The sequence below is a fragment of the Vibrio rarus genome, assembly GCF_024347075.1.
Taxonomy (GTDB): domain Bacteria; phylum Pseudomonadota; class Gammaproteobacteria; order Enterobacterales; family Vibrionaceae; genus Vibrio; species Vibrio rarus.
In genome coordinates this window covers 1274894-1290967 of sequence record NZ_AP024900.1, presented here as the reverse complement: position 1 = coordinate 1290967, position 16074 = coordinate 1274894, and the positions used below count along the sequence as shown (strand labels likewise).

14 protein-coding genes are annotated in these 16074 nt (G+C 42.8%); 8 read left to right on the top strand and 6 right to left on the bottom strand.

Translation table 11 applies throughout. From position 1 onward, the window contains the following. Positions 1–222: 222 nt before the first annotated feature. Positions 223–798: an outer membrane protein gene (locus OCU56_RS06105; protein WP_261874633.1), complete on the bottom strand. Its 576-nt coding sequence runs from the start codon at positions 796–798 to the stop codon at positions 223–225. Between the two features lie 501 nt (positions 799–1299). On the opposite strand from OCU56_RS06105, the gene OCU56_RS06100 reads away from it, so the two are divergent. Then, complete coding sequence (locus OCU56_RS06100; protein ID WP_261874632.1) at positions 1300–1983, top strand: VV20781 family protein; 684 nt, start codon at positions 1300–1302, stop codon at positions 1981–1983. A 122-nt stretch (positions 1984–2105) separates the two neighbouring features. Continuing rightward, complete coding sequence (locus OCU56_RS06095; protein ID WP_261874631.1) at positions 2106–3752, top strand: SgrR family transcriptional regulator; 1647 nt, start codon at positions 2106–2108, stop codon at positions 3750–3752. A 126-nt stretch (positions 3753–3878) separates the two neighbouring features. On the opposite strand, the gene ssb is transcribed toward OCU56_RS06095, so the two are convergent. After that, entirely contained in the window at positions 3879–4403 is a 525-nt protein-coding gene (ssb, locus tag OCU56_RS06090) for a single-stranded DNA-binding protein (protein WP_261874630.1), read from the bottom strand. A 106-nt stretch (positions 4404–4509) separates the two neighbouring features. Further along, positions 4510–6099 (bottom strand): DNA recombination protein RmuC, encoded by a 1590-nt coding sequence (gene rmuC, locus OCU56_RS06085; RefSeq protein WP_261874629.1) that lies wholly within the window; start codon positions 6097–6099, stop codon positions 4510–4512. A gap of 160 nt (positions 6100–6259) precedes the next feature. On the opposite strand from rmuC, the gene OCU56_RS06080 reads away from it, so the two are divergent. Next, on the top strand, positions 6260–7264 hold the full coding sequence (locus tag OCU56_RS06080) for a helix-turn-helix transcriptional regulator (RefSeq protein ID WP_261874628.1): 1005 nt from the start codon (positions 6260–6262) through the stop codon (positions 7262–7264). An 18-nt stretch (positions 7265–7282) separates the two neighbouring features. Here OCU56_RS06080 and OCU56_RS06075 read toward each other — a convergent pair whose 3' ends face one another. Together OCU56_RS06075 and OCU56_RS06070 are read right to left on the bottom strand one after the other, a co-directional pair. Then, positions 7283–8293, bottom strand: a complete 1011-nt coding sequence (locus tag OCU56_RS06075; RefSeq protein ID WP_261874627.1) for an adenosine deaminase — start codon at positions 8291–8293, stop codon at positions 7283–7285. Between the two features lie 32 nt (positions 8294–8325). Further along, positions 8326–8733, bottom strand: coding sequence for an ATP-binding protein (locus tag OCU56_RS06070; RefSeq protein WP_261874626.1), 408 nt, complete (start codon positions 8731–8733; stop codon positions 8326–8328). 250 nt (positions 8734–8983) lie between these two features. Here OCU56_RS06070 and OCU56_RS06065 point away from each other — a divergent pair, with 250 nt between their 5' ends. The 5 genes from OCU56_RS06065 to OCU56_RS06045 all read left to right on the top strand — a co-directional run bounded on the left by OCU56_RS06065 (position 8984) and on the right by OCU56_RS06045 (position 14389). Beyond that, entirely contained in the window at positions 8984–9433 is a 450-nt protein-coding gene (locus OCU56_RS06065) for a dCMP deaminase family protein (protein ID WP_261874625.1), read from the top strand. A gap of 231 nt (positions 9434–9664) precedes the next feature. Then, positions 9665–10624, top strand: coding sequence for a hypothetical protein (locus OCU56_RS06060; protein ID WP_261874624.1), 960 nt, complete (start codon positions 9665–9667; stop codon positions 10622–10624). Between the two features lie 43 nt (positions 10625–10667). Then, a complete protein-coding gene (locus tag OCU56_RS06055) occupies positions 10668–11813 on the top strand; it encodes a BamA/TamA family outer membrane protein (protein ID WP_261874623.1) in 1146 nt (381 codons plus the stop codon). 34 nt (positions 11814–11847) lie between these two features. Beyond that, positions 11848–12939 (top strand): DUF4056 domain-containing protein, encoded by a 1092-nt coding sequence (locus tag OCU56_RS06050; RefSeq protein WP_261874622.1) that lies wholly within the window; start codon positions 11848–11850, stop codon positions 12937–12939. A gap of 124 nt (positions 12940–13063) precedes the next feature. Next, complete coding sequence (locus OCU56_RS06045; RefSeq protein WP_261874621.1) at positions 13064–14389, top strand: MATE family efflux transporter; 1326 nt, start codon at positions 13064–13066, stop codon at positions 14387–14389. Positions 14390–14416: 27 nt separating this feature from the next. Here OCU56_RS06045 and glgC read toward each other — a convergent pair whose 3' ends face one another. Then, the gene (gene glgC / locus OCU56_RS06040) at positions 14417–15676 is read right to left on the bottom strand and encodes a glucose-1-phosphate adenylyltransferase (RefSeq protein WP_261874620.1); all 1260 of its coding nucleotides are present in this window, start codon (positions 15674–15676) and stop codon (positions 14417–14419) included. Between the last annotated feature and the right edge of the window lie 398 nt (positions 15677–16074).

The following is a 16074-nucleotide window of genomic DNA, read 5'->3' as shown; positions in this document are numbered from 1 at the left end:
ACACAATCGATACTGTGCAATTTACCACAGACAATTATGTTTATAAGAAATTACCAGATTAGTGCCATTGCGCACCAATCTTTTTATGAAAGTCGTGAGAAAGTTAGATATTGTCGCCGCACCTATAAACAAAAACCCAAACACCGAAGTGCTTGGGTTGCAATATAGAGCTTATTTAATCACACCCTAAGAAGCGATTAAATGGACTTGTTTGAGGTGAGATTAGAATTTATAGCCAACGTCCAACATAAATTGATGTATTTGCACATCACCAGTCAGTTGATCAGAATAGCCCAGATCTGTAGAGACGTGACGCCCGAACACAGTTTCTACACCAACGGCTCCCATAAAGCCATCTTCATGACGAGAACGGGATTCAAACTCAAATTTATCCCAAGACCAACCGCCGGTTAAATACGGTTTCATTTGAATGCTTTTTGTTACTTGGAAAGGGTAATCTACACCAATGCTCGCTTGATAGCGCTCAAGATCTAGCTTGCTAATTTGCACAGGGCCTGTTTTACCTTGTTGAATATTAGCCACATCATCTGTGGTGTGTGTAACACGAAAATCGGTAAACAAATAATCTTTTAGTGAAGGAACAATATACGCTTTTGAATAGACGCTATAACCCACTAGAGTATCGTTAAACACTCTGTCTTGAGCATAACCGGCCCCAAGAGTGATTCCTGAGAAAAAGCTAGAATCATCAGAAGTTGTCGCTGTGTCGGCATCTGCTGCACTGGCATAACCTGCAACCAAAGCTACACTTAAAAACGCCCACTTAAAATATTTCATTGTGATTTCTCCTACAAATTAAGTAGGAAAAAGTATACGATCTCATCCATACTTAAAAAGGGAACAGTCATTTTTTGTCAGTTCCACTTTTATTTGACTCACTCGTTCAATCATCTACGCACTAGGTAAGTATCATGAACCGCCTGAACCACACTAGAAGAACTCGCATCTGTAGACAATGTAAACACAGACAAAGAATGCAACAAAAGCAACATCGCACAGCCTTTCACGTCTGGAGTCAAAAGAAAGATTAATTTCTAACCGTAGTTAACCTCAAATTGACTGCGGTTTTTTGCACTTTTTATAACATACCAAATAGCAACACTCCCCTGTTGCTTTTGGTATGTTTTGTTTTTTATCGGCTTTACATTGCGAGCTTACACGCATCTTTTCCGTCCTCACCACACATAAAAGTGGAACTCTTTAAAAAATACTCTTCCTCTTTTTCCCTTGCAACCTTGCATATAGTTCACCCATCAAAAGAACATATCTAGGATCACTATGAAAAAGTTAATGTTAGGTGTACTTGTTACTACCAGTTTGTTTGGTTGTGCTTCTACAGCAATAATGGTTAAGTCTGATGCTGTTTCTGCTCAACCCGTTCTAGCGGTTACTGTTGACGGTAAACTTGGCGGTTTTGGTGATGAAGGCGCTTATAAAATTGCTGATCAATACAGCGGTCGTTTCACTCGTGACGCCTCTAAATCAAGCTGGTTTGGTGTTGTAGGGTCAAGCAAAAGTGGTCTAGTGGCACAACTTGATAGCACTCAAGGCCAACATTGGAAAATTCAATGTACTGGTGAGCAATCTAATTTCAGCCTAGGTGGCATTGATATGTCAGGTGGTGACCCATTCCAGTGTGATATCACACAAGATGGTCAATCTGTTGGTCACTACGAGCTTAAAACAGAACACAGCTTAATGGGCGCAAGCAAACAATCTGGCTTCGTTACAGTAAATGGTAACAAGATTGAACTTACTGCCGTTAAGAAAGCGCAAGGCTCTTCATTTGAAGGTGGCGATGCTCTAGGTTACAGCTTTACTATTGAAGGTAAAGAAGTGGCTGCAACTCAAACAAATGGGGCTATCAGCATCCAAATGCTACCTGAGTTGACTGCAGCACAACGTGATACTGTTGTCATTGGTAGTATTGCAAGCGCATTAAACTGGAATCCAAATAGCTAATTCTCAGATTAACCTGTAGAAGGACACGCTATTTAAGCGTTAACAACATTAGTTGTTGACCCACAATAAAGATGAACTATTGTAGTAATAGTTCATCTTTTTGCGCATCTAAAGATAAAGAAATGATAGAAAAAACCAGCAGTACTATTCATTTAAATCGTCTCAAACAGTTAGACCGTTTTTTTGGCACCGAATCCACCATTGTTGACAGCCAGACCTTAGCTCAAGTGATGTCTTGCTCCACTCGTAATGTGGCCAAAACGATGAAAAATTTGCGAGAATTAGGTTGGATTGAATGGGTCCCGGGACGTGGTCGCGGTATTAAGACACAACTGCAGGTTAAACGATCTTTTCATGAAGTACTTTGTGATGTCATCAAAGAGTATGTCGCGCGAGGTGAACTTAACGAAGCCTCTCGTTATGCGGATATTTTCCAATATCAAACGGTTTTTAAGCAGCACCTTCCAGATTGGATAGCCGAACTGTCTGGCAGTAAAGAGCGCTCTGATGAATTGATCTCTTTAGTCCCTTATACCCTGCCCCCTTGTCATCCTATGTATATGAAAGATCGCAATGCGGGCATGTATGTTAGTGTGCTGTTTGATACTTTAATTACGTTTGATCAATCCAGTAAAACCTTTACCCCGCATCTGGCTCATCAGTTCTATAAAGAGGGGCTGACTTACTATTTTCGTATTCGCCCTGACGTCTATTTTCATAACGGTGAATTGCTGACCCCAGAGCACGTCAAAGCCTCATTAGAGGCACACAAATCTGAGGGGGTACTGGCCCATGAGTTGTATAACTGCATCAACAATATTCGGGTCAATAAACAATGGGTTGAAATTACTTTAGATTATGACGACCCCATTTTCTTACATGCCGTTGCGGATGTGCATTCAGCCATATTTATGCACAACGCCAGTGAGCCGGATTATCCCTTTGGTACTGGGCCCTATTATTGGGGTAACCGCACAGCAAACCACTGGAGCCTACAAAAAAATAATCAGTATTTCTCTCAACATGGCATACTCAGAAAAGCGGACTTTTGGCACGTATTACGCACCAATAAAACCTCTGTAGGTCACTTATTTGAAGTAAAGGATGTGGATAAGAAGGTCGATACATTGCCGGGCCTGCAAACGTCTCAATTGGGCACTAAAAGTTTGTGCCTAAGCCACCGTTTAGACAGCAGCAGTCGCAGCGCCATTACAAGAGTGTGCCAACAGGTTCTGTTAAGCCACTATCAGGATTCTCACTTCCTGTGCCATACCCTATTTCAACCCGCAGAGAATACGGAGTATTCCACTCCAACAAATACGGAACTCAAAGCGGATCTCCCCTCTTCCATTAAGGTCCTTAAACAAGACCAACACATTTTTCAACATCTATGGTTTCGTTTTAACCAGTTGGGTATTAAGGTGGATTTTGTGGACGATTGTGCCAAAGCCGAATTATGGATTAATGAGTTCCTAGTGGGCCAAGACGAGGTATTAGATCGCTATTATTGGATGTTATTAAGTGCATCAGCGATAAAACTGCTCACCCCTTTCAAACGTCAGCAATGGCTTGCTGAAGTGCAAAAATCCGACAATGTTGAAAATACCTTAATCCAATTAGAGCGTCGCTATCTATCGCAAAATCGCATTGTGCCACTATGGAAAAAATCCATCGCTTTCAAAAGCCATCAATCTTTGCGCGGCACCGACATCAACAGCTTAGGTTTTATGAATTTATCTACCATTTGGTTTGATAAGCGAGAGAGTTAGTGCGGACGGTTCCGTGAGTAAGGGGCTTTTCGATTCACAATAAAAAAAAACCAGCATGTTTGCTGGGTTTGAGTGACATTCTTCTTTTAAAAACGTTTATTCTGACACTTTTAAGTTATACGTTTCCTAGAACGGAATATCATCATAATCATCTGGGGTTGGTGTATATCCTGTCCCTTGATCGGTGCGTGTATTACCGGTGCGGGTGTTTTGTGGAGTAGATTGCGCGGCATATCCACCATCGTATTGGTTTGCATTTCCTTGAGGTGTTGCTTGTGCTGGTGCCTGCCCGGTTGTTTGGCGACCACCTAGCATTTGCATAGTACCGTTAAAGCCTTGCACGACAATTTCTGTGGTGTATCGCTCTTGCCCTGATTTGTCTTGCCACTTACGTGTTTGCAGTTGCCCTTCAATATAGACTTGCGAACCTTTACGCAGGTGATTGCCTGCAATTTCAGCTAATTTCCCCATCACTGAAATGCGATGCCATTCCGTTTTTTCTCTTTGTTGGCCTGTGGATTTATCCTGCCACGTTTCTGAGGTGGCTACCGTAAAGTTCGCCACTGCATTACCGTTTGAGAAATGACGTAACTCGGGATCAGTCCCCAAATTGCCTAAAATAATGACTTTATTCACACCGCGTGATGCCATGCTGCTTCCTTATATGTCCATATTGATAATGGAGTCGTTGATATTAAATGGTTAACTGAGCCGTGTGATGTCGCTACGACTCAGGTGTTAAGGGTGAATACACCGTTTAATCCACTACAGTAATGTGTTGTGCCGTGGTGTGGTATTCCAATTCTAAATGAGATTTTTCAACTAGCTCTGCGGGTAACTCTCGGGTAACCGCCACGCCAAGTTCTTTAAATTCGGAGGCTTGTTTAATTAAATTGCCCTTTCCTGTGTGCAATTGGCCTAAGGCACGGTCGTAGGTGTCTTTAGCTTTATCAAGCTGCTTACCCACTCCCTCCATAGAGACTAAAAAGGTGTTGAGCTTGGAGTAAAAACGTTCCGCACGATTGGCCAGCTCAGCAGTATGTTTGTTTTGCTCTTCAAAGCGCCATAACTGCCTTACTATATTGAGGCTGGTCAGCAAAGTGGTGGGTGTGGCCACTAAGATGTTTTTCTCCAACGCCGACTGGAATAAGTTAGGGTCTGCTTTCAATGCTTCTACATACGCCGACTCAATAGGGATGAACATAACCACCACCTCAGGAGAGTTGATCCCGGGCAACTTGCTGTACTCTTTGGCGGCAAGCTCATTAATTCGGTCGCGTACCGCATGGGTGTGATCTCGCAATGCACTTTCACGCTCAAGGAGATCTTCTGAATTAACGTAACGTGTGTAGGCATTTAGTGACGTTTTCGCATCTATCACTAAATGCTTTTTCTGTGGAAGATAAACGATGGCATCGGGTCTAAAGCGTCCATCCTCTCTTTCGATACTCACTTCTCTTTTGTAATCGACACCGAGACGCAAACCGGAATTGTCCAATACATTTTCCAGCATCAACTCCCCCCAGTTCCCCTGCACTTTTTTCTCACCTTTTAAAGCGGTGGTCAGTTTATCCGCTTGATCGGTGATCTCTCGGTTGAGTTTTTGTAAGTTTTGTAATTCGGTGCGCAGTTGCACTCGTTGCTCACTTTCTTTGCTGTGAATGTCTTCAACCTTACTTTTAAAGCCTCGCAACTCTTGATGTATGGGGTTAAGAATGGAGCTCATGCTTTCACTATTTAATTGCTTAAATGCTTGGCCTTTGCGCTCTAAAATTTCATTGGCGAGACGTTCAAACTCTTTACTTAGCTCTTGTTTACTCTCTTTTAGCAAAGCGATTTGCTGTTCAAAGTGGCTCTGTTTAGTCTCTATTTCTGTATTAAGTTCGCCTATTTTACCCATAGCGATGGCGTGTTTATCATTGAGTAGGCGTAACTCACGATCTAACCTTTGACTGCGCTCACTTTCTACCTGCCACGCTTCTTGTTTCGCCATCAGTTTTGCCAGTGCCGAACTTTCAGCCACTTTAGTCGCGCTTAAAGCCTCATTGCAGTGACTTAATTGCAGCTCTTTTTCATTGCACTGCTTACGATAAGTATGTTCGGCAACACGGGCCGCTTGCAATTCGGAGCCTAATTGTGCGCAACGCACCTCTAGATCGCCGACATCTTCGCTCATCTGCTGTAGTTTGTGCTCGTTTGATGTCGCCAACTCAGTTTGATGAGATAACTCGGCTTCGGTCAGTTCTAGTTTATGTTTAAGCTCTGTTATTGCGCGCTGTCCAACCCAATACGCCCCGGTCGATGTGATCAATACCACTAGGCCGAATATCACATAAGTTAACGTCATTAATTTTGTTCCTTATTACATAGCCTAAATAATGGTGTGCGAGGAAAGTGTCTTTTGCTTACTCACTTACCTGCTTAGTCACACATTATGACGAAGTTAGAGACAAAAAACGTCTCTTAAACTAAAATAGGCACGTTATCTGATGAAAAGGTGTAAAGCAATGTCAAAAACGTTTGAACGCTACCAACGGGTACTGCAAAACATCCCCTGTCACCCTGATTATGTGACTAGCCTCGAATTGAGGCAGATTTTGCTGTCTAAAGACTTGCTCAACCCAGCACTTGATGAAAAAAGCCAGATGAAAACCGTGCAAAGGATCATCAACAAAGTCGCCGCAGACTATTATTGCATTGAGATTGATAACGACAAGCGTCCTCACCAAATAAAGATTTCACAAGGCCAGCAACACCCCATTAACCCTGCAGCTATGAGCAGCGTGCTCTCTTTGCAAATTATTGAACACGAAGTATTAGAGATGCTGCCTCCCACTATGCGCAAAGAGGTGTCTAACCTTATTAGCACAGGGAAAGCCGAACGGGATCAAAAGATTGAGTTATGGAAAGAGCGCTTCACCTACGCCCCTATCGAATTTCAACTCACCTCACCCTCATTTGATGAATCCTTCATTGCTACCATTGAACAAGGCATTGTTGAAAAGCGCAGCTTAAATATGAAGTATAAGAAGCGCGGTAGCATTAAAGAGCAACAATATCATATTGAACCGCTAGGAATTGTGTTGCATGGTCGAAGTTTTTATTTAGTTGCCGTAAAAAAGAATACCCAGCAATACCGCACCTTTGCCATTCACCGCATTGTAAAGTTAAGCCTTGGGTTTAGCGTGCAAAAGTGTCAGCAGCATTTTAATGCCAAGCAGTATATTGAGCAGCATGTACCGCACTTCTCTGGGGGCGAGTTTACCCAAGTGATCCTAAAAATAGATAACTATGACGGCTTGCACCTTATTGAAGAAACGCGCTTGTGTAAAAATCAAACCACTATTAACAGCACCGCTCAACACACCACTATTAGCGCAAAAGTGCGTGATAGTTTGGGCTTTGAGTGGTGGTTGATGAAAAATGCCAATGTGGTTGAAGTGATTGAACCCATCCATATTCGAGAGAAAATTAAGGCCAACTTAACTCAAGCCTTATTAAAATATCAATAACCAATAAAGGCGTAAGCCCTATTGTATACACTGCACTAAATAGCCTTCTAAATGCCGGATCAGATCTTGTTTGCGATCGTCACTAGCAAAACTGGCGTCAATGGCATTACGGGTAAATTGAGCTAACTCTTTTGATTCTATAGGATGCGTTAAAGCAATTTGATGGAAGTTATCTGTCATATACCCTCCAAAGTAGGCCGGATCGTCTGAGTTGATGGTCACACAGAGCCCTTGATGTAAAAGCTCAACCACATTGTGCTCTTGCATTGAATCAAACACTTTCAGTTTAATGTTGGATAACGGGCAGACAGTTAAAGGCATTTTTAAAACCTGTAATATTTGCATCAGTTTAGGGTCATCCACACAGCGCACCCCGTGATCAATACGTGATACACCCAATAATGTCATGGCGTCTTGAATATGACTTGAAGGGCCTTCTTCTCCCGCATGTGCCACGGTAAGAAACCCTTCTTTGATGGCCTGCTGGAACACTTGGGCAAATTTTTGTGGCGGATTGCCTAGCTCTGATGAGTCTAACCCCACCCCTATAATTTTATCTTTGTGGGGCAACGCTTGTTGCAATGTCTCCAAAGCCGACTGTTGCGATAAGTGGCGTAAAAAGCACATGATTAAATGACTACTGATCGCCAATTCTTGCTGGCCTTTTTGCAAAGCGCGATGAATACCATTGACGACCGTAGCAAAGGCAATGCCTCTGTTGGTATGGGTTTGAGGGTCGAAAAATATCTCGGTGTGCAACACATTATCTTGCTGGCACTTTTGTAGATAAGCCCAAGTGAGATCAAAGAAATCTTGCTCGGTGATCAGTACATTGGCCCCTTGATAATAGATATCAAGAAAAGATTGTAAGTTGTGAAACTGATAGGCTTGTCGAATTTGTTGGGGGCTCGAATATGGGATCTCAATACCGTTTCTGTTGGCAAGTTCAAACATCAATTCGGGCTCTAAGGTTCCTTCAATGTGCAGATGAAGCTCAACCTTAGGTAGGCCTTCGATAAACTGTCGCAATATTACTCTCCCTGTATTATTGTTAGTTCTCTTTATTTTAGGTACTTTTTCAGATCCTGTGGCAACTTATGCCAACGCTTTCTCATCTTCTTTATGTGACTGTCAGGGACATTATGTATATTGGGGTATTGCCCTGTGCATTGGTAGATGGCAAATTCCACTCCCATTTTTACCGCTAATGCGTGGTAGGGTCTTATTTCCCACAATTGAGTGAAGGTATTAGAGACCACTACCGAGCCTTGCTGTTGAAGGCAAGCGCGTGTTTGTTGTAAACACCAAGCATGAGCGGCCTGTATTTTGTTCCCATTAAACTGATATTCGCCCTGCGGATTGATAAAATACATATCCGCCTCAAGGTGCAGCATTGCCCTCTCTTGTTGTAGCTTTTTAGCTAACGTTGACTTACCAGAGCCTGGTAATCCTCGAATAATAATTAACACCCGTAAAATCTTCTCTCAGATGATCCCTAAGTGCTAGACAGATTACTCTTTTTATCTGCTCAAATCACACAATCACATACTTTATATCGTACATCCGTCACTTTATGCCGGTTACACAGGAAAAGATCCTTAATAAATCAGCAACTAATGGGATTATTACCACAAAAGTGTTTTGGCTTATGTATAAAATTAGTTAAGCTAAAACCCAGCCGATTCATCTGGTACTTTTAGGTCATTCAAGGAATTAAATATGTTAACAAAATGGGCAAAACGCTTTTATCAAATGTCCGAATTGGTCGCCTCTTGGAGTAAAGATCCTTCCACGCAAGTGGGCGCTGTTATCACTAAACATAATCGTATCGTTTCTGTTGGGTTTAATGGATATCCACACGGCATAGCAGACAGTGCCGAAACGGATGACCGTGATATGAAGTACCTGAAAACACTGCATGCTGAGGAAAACGCAATTTTGTTCGCCAAACGCGATCTCGATGGTTGCGAGATTTGGGTGACGCATTTTCCTTGTCCAAACTGCGCGGCTAAAATTATCCAAACCGGCATTTCTTCAGTGCATTGCCCTGAGCAAAATGCCGACTTTTTATCTCGCTGGGGCGATAAGATAAAAATCAGTGAAGAGATGTTTAATCAGGCGGGAGTGAACATTGACTGGCTTCCTCTTGAGCAACTCAAAGCCGAATAATAGGCACTTTTCTCTAGCGTCTCCTATTTATAAAAATGTTAACGCTTGTCAATTAACGCTTAATTGACAAGCAAAATAATTCAACAAGCCTCATATCCGCACAAATAATCAACACATTGCACACCCAATGCACTACAGTCTCTGTAAATACGTGTATTTACTCACTTTTTTCAAAATACCGTATATAATTATTTTATCCTTAATCACATTTAATCTATTTTGGGTTTGTAAATGGAATTTAAGCGTTTTTCAAGCACTGTGGCGGTATTGGGTGCCATGTTCACCTCACCCTTTAGTTATGCCTCTTCCTTTGAGTTACCTATTTGGAAATCTGAAGCCGAAGAGCGTGGCTATATTCTTCCTAAAGCCTTTGGCATCAGCGTTGGCTATATGCACGTTGAACAAGGCATTAATGTTAACTCCATAGATCTTAATGGCATTAAGTCTTCCATTAATACCCCTGACTTTCCTGGCTTCTGCTATCCCATACCCAATACCAGCATTTGTATCCCTATACTGGATGACATTCCAGGACAAAACATTCCCATAAACTCTATCGATGTGGAAACCATCGGCGGTTTTCAAGAAAGTGATGTTTGGACGGTTAGAGCGGATATGTGGTTATTCCCATTTCTCAACTTTTATGCCATTGCCGGTAAAATTACCGGCTACTCCGAAACTGACATCAAAGTGAACATCAATGTTGCTGATAATCGAAATATCACCCTACCGCAATTGCCTTTTAAGTTAGATTTAGATGGCAATATGTATGGCGGTGGTATGGTGCTTGCGGGCGGATATAAAGAGTGGTTCACCATCATTGACGGCAGTTATACCAAAACCAATTTAACCGTTATTGATGGTGGCATCGACTCTATTGTAATTACCCCTCGCGTAGGTTTTGACTTTACCAATTACGGACACCCAGTACGTGTTTGGGTGGGGGGTCAGTATCAAAATATCCAGCAAACCTTAAAAGGCGATTTAAAAGACATCTTCCCGGCGGAATTTGTCCGACTGATTGAAGAGGAAGGGGAAACAGCGGGTTTTGTCGTTCAACAGGAGCTTGAATCTGAATGGAATACCGTGGTTGGTTTCAATTATGTCATTAACTCTACCTTTAATATTGTTGGAGAGTTTGGCTTTGGTGATCGCCAAAGTGCCTTTGTAGCGCTGGATACTCGTTTTTAATTGTGTTGCCACTAGCAATTTTCTCCCCATATAAGGGGGCGCTATGAGACGTGTATTTTATCCTTCGGCCCTGATATGGCTTATCCCCTTTACAGCGATGGGCGACGGACAAAACAATAACATGACCGATGAAGGTACTCATTGGTTTAGCGATGTGTTGCAGTTTTTTGGGTCTAGTAACGAAGTGGATCTCTCTGGGGGGATGGATTGGGGGGTGCTGCCCGGCCCTTTTGCCAATCCTGAACAAGGGGTTGGCATTGGTGTCGCAGCGGTCGGGCTTTACTCGCCACAAGGCATTCAAAGTGGCAACCAACTGTCGACATTGACCATCAGTGGCTATGCCTCTTCAGAAGGCTCTTATGGCATTGGAGTGCACAACGCCACTTTCTTAAATCAAAATCAGTGGGTATTGGGCCTAGAGGGCAAACTGTCTAAAACCCCCAGCGACTATTGGGGAATAGGAAAAGCCGCCGCGGAAGATGCGAATAATAAAACCCTACATGAAGGTCTATTCTTTGCCATTAAGCCTACGCTCTCTTATCAATTTATTGACCACTACTTTATTAAAGGGGGCATAGATGCAACGTTTTTATATCGTCAAAAATCTCAAGGCAATGCTTTACAACCGCAGCAGTTACAAGATGCCACTAATTTAGGTGTGCTACTTGCTATCGAGTATGACACCCGTGACTATCAAACAAACCCCTACTCGGGTCGTTTAGTAAGCGTTGAACAAACTTGGTTTTTGAATGCTTTAGGCTCTGATTATCAATATAACGAGTTGACCGTTAATTACCGGGAATACTATCGGTTATACCAGAACAACATTCTTGCCTTTGATTACTTTGTTCAGGGCCTGAGTAATGAGGATGAGCTTCCTTGGTTTGCAATGAGTAAACTTGGCGGTGACAACCGAATGCGGGGTTATTATTACGGGCGCTATCGAGATCGTTATCAAATGACGGCGCAACTGGAGTATCGCCACTCTTTCTCCACCAGACATGGTGCGGTGATATGGGGAGGCGCGGGAAATATCGGCGCTCACTTTGCCGAACTTTTTCAACACACTTGGTTACCCACTTATGGTGTCGGTTACCGTTTCGCGTTTAAGCCTAGAGTCAATGTTCGCTTAGACTTAGGTTTTGGTGACGAAACCACCGTTTATTTTAATATCCACGAGGCATTTTAATGTGTTTCTCTATAAACAAAAAATAAGGAGTTCTATGAAGCTTTCCTCTCTTTTTGTGTTAGCGCTTGGTCTGTTTGCGAATTTTAGTTATGCGCTAGATGCCCCTAGCGGTGTGCGCCCTTGTTGCGCCTTTGGCATTAATATGAAGTCTGAATTAGGGGTGGTGCCAGTGCCTTTTTTCAGAGTGAACAATATTGTGGAACTGTCTGATCTCAACACGCACCTTTATAATGATGGCTCGCAAGGGGTGACCAGCAGTTTGATGGGTACGGGTAAAGAGTCCAATGGGCTTATTTATACACGCCTTGGCGGGATTATTGACACCGCCCATGTGCGCGATACCGCCGATTACGCCCTCTATATTTACAGCAAAATCAAAGGGCAATTGGGAAAGGCGCAACAGATAGTATTAGAGGAGGAATTGCGCAGCCGGATCATTGAGATGATGGATGTCCCCGTCAATCTCAGTGATACACAGCAACACCTTGCAGAAATTGAACTCAGTGCATTGCTCGCGTTTCGCTTAGCTCAGTGGCATGAAGCCGCGCAGTGGTTTGGCTATACTTCCGTTGCGGGGTTTAAAGAGTACCCCTCAGCGTATTCTCCTGAAGATCTCTACTCTAATATGTTAGGAGCTTTAATTGCCATTGAGATTCTACAGCAAGACGCTACGGTCACTCAGGGTCAATATGAGCATGCCTTTAGCGCCGTTTTTAGCCGAAAACTGAGTGAACTGGGCGCGCAAGATGCCAAAGTGACTAGAGCGGTGATGAACAGTTTAGATAAAACATGGTGGGACAGCAGTAAAAGACTGCCCAATAAGTGGGTGGTTAAGGTTCGTGACTACCAACCTCGCTTAACCATTACCCCGCACTGGAGTGATGAGGAGGCAAATAAAAACAATCAAGTTGTGACATTGTCACTTAAATCATTGCAACCACTGGAACACTATGGCTACCTAACTTTGGTGGCAGCAAAACAAGAAAGCAGTTTCTCCGCCCTTCCTGAGTCAATAACACAACTCACCGTTTGGCGAGCAGAGCATTTTCCCGCCCTTGCTGAATTTGCAAAACAACAAGATGACACTCATAAACTGAGCAATAACCATTTATTGCCCGATTATTAGTTAGGGTAAAGCGGTGCAACATTGCCTATGGTGGTCTGATTATAGACTGTGGCATAATGCCCCGCTTTAATCCGTTCTTCCATCACCCTTTGCTGACTTCCCACTGACTTGCAGAATGAATACTATGCCATCACATACCACTCGACATCTCGGTAACGAGCTTTTTAAAATGACATGGCCAATGATTTTTGGCGTACTGTCGCTGATGAGCTTTCAACTGATTGATTCTGCATTTATTGCTCAGTTAGGTGTTCTACCATTGGCCGCTCAAGGGTTTACTCTTCCTATTGGGCAATTAATTATTGGTGTGCAGGTGGGACTAGGTATCGCCACCACTTCGGTTATTGCCCATGCCTTAGGGGCAAATAAACGGCACTACGCAAGACAATTGGCCGGATTGGTGTTAACGCTCGGCGGCGTAGGTTGCGGAGGGATTTGCCTTTTTCTATACGCCATTCGCACTCCACTATTGTCTTTACTGGGCGCAACGGATGATGTGTTTCCTATTATAGACAGTTACTGGATTGTCTGGCTTGCCAGTGCTTGGGTGGGCGCTATGCTGTATTTTTTATACAGCGTTTGCAGAGCCAACGGCAACACTCTGTTACCCGGGATCATGATGGTTATCACCAGCGTGCTCAATTTATTGCTCGATCCCCTATTCATCTTTTATTTTGATTTAGGCATACACGGGGCTGCAGTGGCAACTATTGTTGCCTTTAGCATGGGCAGTCTGTTTGTGCTCTATCGGATCCGCAACAAACAGTACTATACCTTTGACTGGAGCGATCTCAGTATCAGTGACAGTGTCCGTTCATTGTTGAGTATCATGATGCCAGCCATGACCAGTCAATTAATGCCCCCTCTTGCGGCAATGCTGTCAACTAAGTTGCTGGCCTCCTATGGCACCGCGGCTATCGCCGCTTGGGCGCTAGCCAGTCGCTATGAATTTTTTGCTATTGTCTCTGTTTTAGCCTTAACCATGTCGATGCCCCCTATGATTGGTCGATTTGTAGGAGCAAAACAAGGCGCTAACATCAATACCTTAGTCAATATCGCCTGTGTTTATATTTTAGGCTCGCAAATCGTGGTGGCATTAGTCACTTTATTGGCCTCTGGGCACTTAGCCATGTTAATGAGTGGCGAGCAAAGCGTAGAACAGATACTGAAAATGCATTTAGTCACCGTGCCATTTAGTTTAGCGCCACTGGGTATTTGTATTTTGTTGGTTTCTGTATCTAATGCGCTGGGTAAACCTATGCAGGCATTACTGGTTTCTTGCTTGCGCCTGTTTGTGTTCTTTTTACCTTGTTTGTACGCGGGCGCTTATTTTTATGGGCTACAAGGTTTATTTATTGGTGCGGCGATTGGCAATACGTTTGCTGGCATTTTTGCTTGGTATAATTACCGTTCAACCTTAAAGTACTTACAAAAAAAATGGAGCCATTAGGCTCCATTTCACTTCATTTCTTAAACATTACATGAAGTTAGCTTCAGTAACTAATACTACACCACCTTTGGTGACTTCGTAATATTTCGCATCTTCTTCTAGGTTTTCACCAATCACTGTACCGTCAGGGATAATGGTGTTTTCACCCACAATCACTTTGGTTAAGCGGCAGTTTTTACCTATGACCACATCAGGAAGTACAATGCTGTCTTTAATTACTGACGCTTCTTCAATGCGACAGTTAGACGACACTAACGAGTGATTAATTTCTGCACCCGAAATGATGGTCCCTGCTGACAACACTGAATCTACAGCAAAGCCTTTACGATCCGTGTCATTAAAGATGAATTTAGCGCCAGGACGTTGTTGCTGCTGAGTGATAATTGGCCATGAGTGGTCATACAAATCCAGTTCCGGCTCTGGTGCCACTAAGTCCATATTTGCTACGTAATACTCATCGAGATCACCCACATCGCGCCAGTAGCCATTGTTACCTGGATGACGCTGAGTAAATACATAGCCATTAACCTTAGCTCGCTCTAGCAAGTTAGGGATAATGTTATGACCAAAGTCGTGGTTATATTCAGGGTCAAGTAATGCATCGTTTAACTCTTTATCTAAAATATCAGCGTTAAAGATGTAAATACCCATAGAAACCAATGCTTGGCTTGGATCTTTAGGGTGCGGAGTGGGATTGGCTGGCTTCTCATCAAAGCTTACAATACGTCCGTTTGCATCCAGTGACATAACACCAAATGAAGACGCTTGCTCAATCGGTTTTTTGATACAGGCAACGGTAACATCCGCGCCACTTTCAGCATGGAAGTTAAGCATGCGTGAGTAATCCATTTTATAAATATGGTCACCGCCAAGGATCAACACTTGCTCTACTTTACGACGACGGATCAAATCTAGGTTTTGATAAACCGCATCGGCTGTACCACGGTACCAAGAGTCACCAGTACGTTGTTGTGCAGGAATTATGCTCACACCTTCATCAAGTGTTGAGTTTGTCATGAAGCCCCAGCCCTTTTGCACATGGTCAATTAAGTCGTGCGCCATAAACTGTGTTAAAACACCCACACGACGAATACCTGAGTTAATGCAATTTGAAAGGGTAAAATCAATAATTTTGTATTTTCCGCCAAAAGAAACCGCAGGTTTTGCAATCTCTTTTGTTAAACCTTTAAGACGAGTGCCTTTACCACCAGCAAGCACTAAAGCTACGGTGTTGCGCACAAGTTTGTTACTCGACAAATGCGAGTAATTATTATTATGTTCAGTCATTTTTGGGGGCCTCTAACCTTGAACGAATATAAGTAATGTAAAATATTTAAGCATGGTAATCGGCCTTTTAAGCTCTCATTTACCAAGTTCGGGTAAGAATAAATTAATTCCATAAAATATATAAGGTTTGAATTCACACTTACTCATGTTCCAATTTTATATTTACAACGTTGTGATGACTATCACGTAATGTGATTAAGTTGCTACAAAATGTAACAATATACATAAACCAAAACTAATTAATAACCGCAAAACATCAATTTCATGAATGAAACAATTTCGATGCCCTTTAGTTTATTGATCTAAATCAATAAACTAAAGTACGCTAACCATTTGATGCTAGCCAAGGTTTATTACACTATTACTTTCTTTACCCTATTTTTGGGTTACATTTAAGT